Source organism: Pseudomonas sp. 30_B (assembly GCF_017491605.1).
Classification (GTDB): Bacteria; Pseudomonadota; Gammaproteobacteria; order Pseudomonadales; family Pseudomonadaceae; genus Pseudomonas.
Window position 1 is genome coordinate 1 of sequence record NZ_JAFGYY010000566.1, and the last position, 229, is coordinate 229.

Consider the following 229-nt stretch of genomic DNA (forward strand, 5'->3'; position numbering starts at 1 on the left):
GTCGTTGAAGCGCATGCCCACCAACTCGGCCTCGTCGTTGAAGTAATAGAACTCCTTGCGCGCACTCTCGTTGGACTTGCCGGTCAGGTAGTCCAGCTGGTTGTAGCCGTCCAGGTGCACCTTGAAGGTCGGTCCGCCGGAAGTCGGCGCCCAGCCCTGCAGCAGCTTCTCCTTGGCGTCGGGCACGCCGACGGCGGAGAGCAGGGTGGGGAACCAGTCCAGCCCCGAG

1 pseudogene is annotated in these 229 nt (G+C 64.6%); it reads right to left on the bottom strand.

Annotation, left to right across the window (positions count from 1 at the left end):
- Positions 1–229 (bottom strand): annotated as a pseudogene (locus tag J5M67_RS29435) (arylsulfatase); the annotation flags it as partial.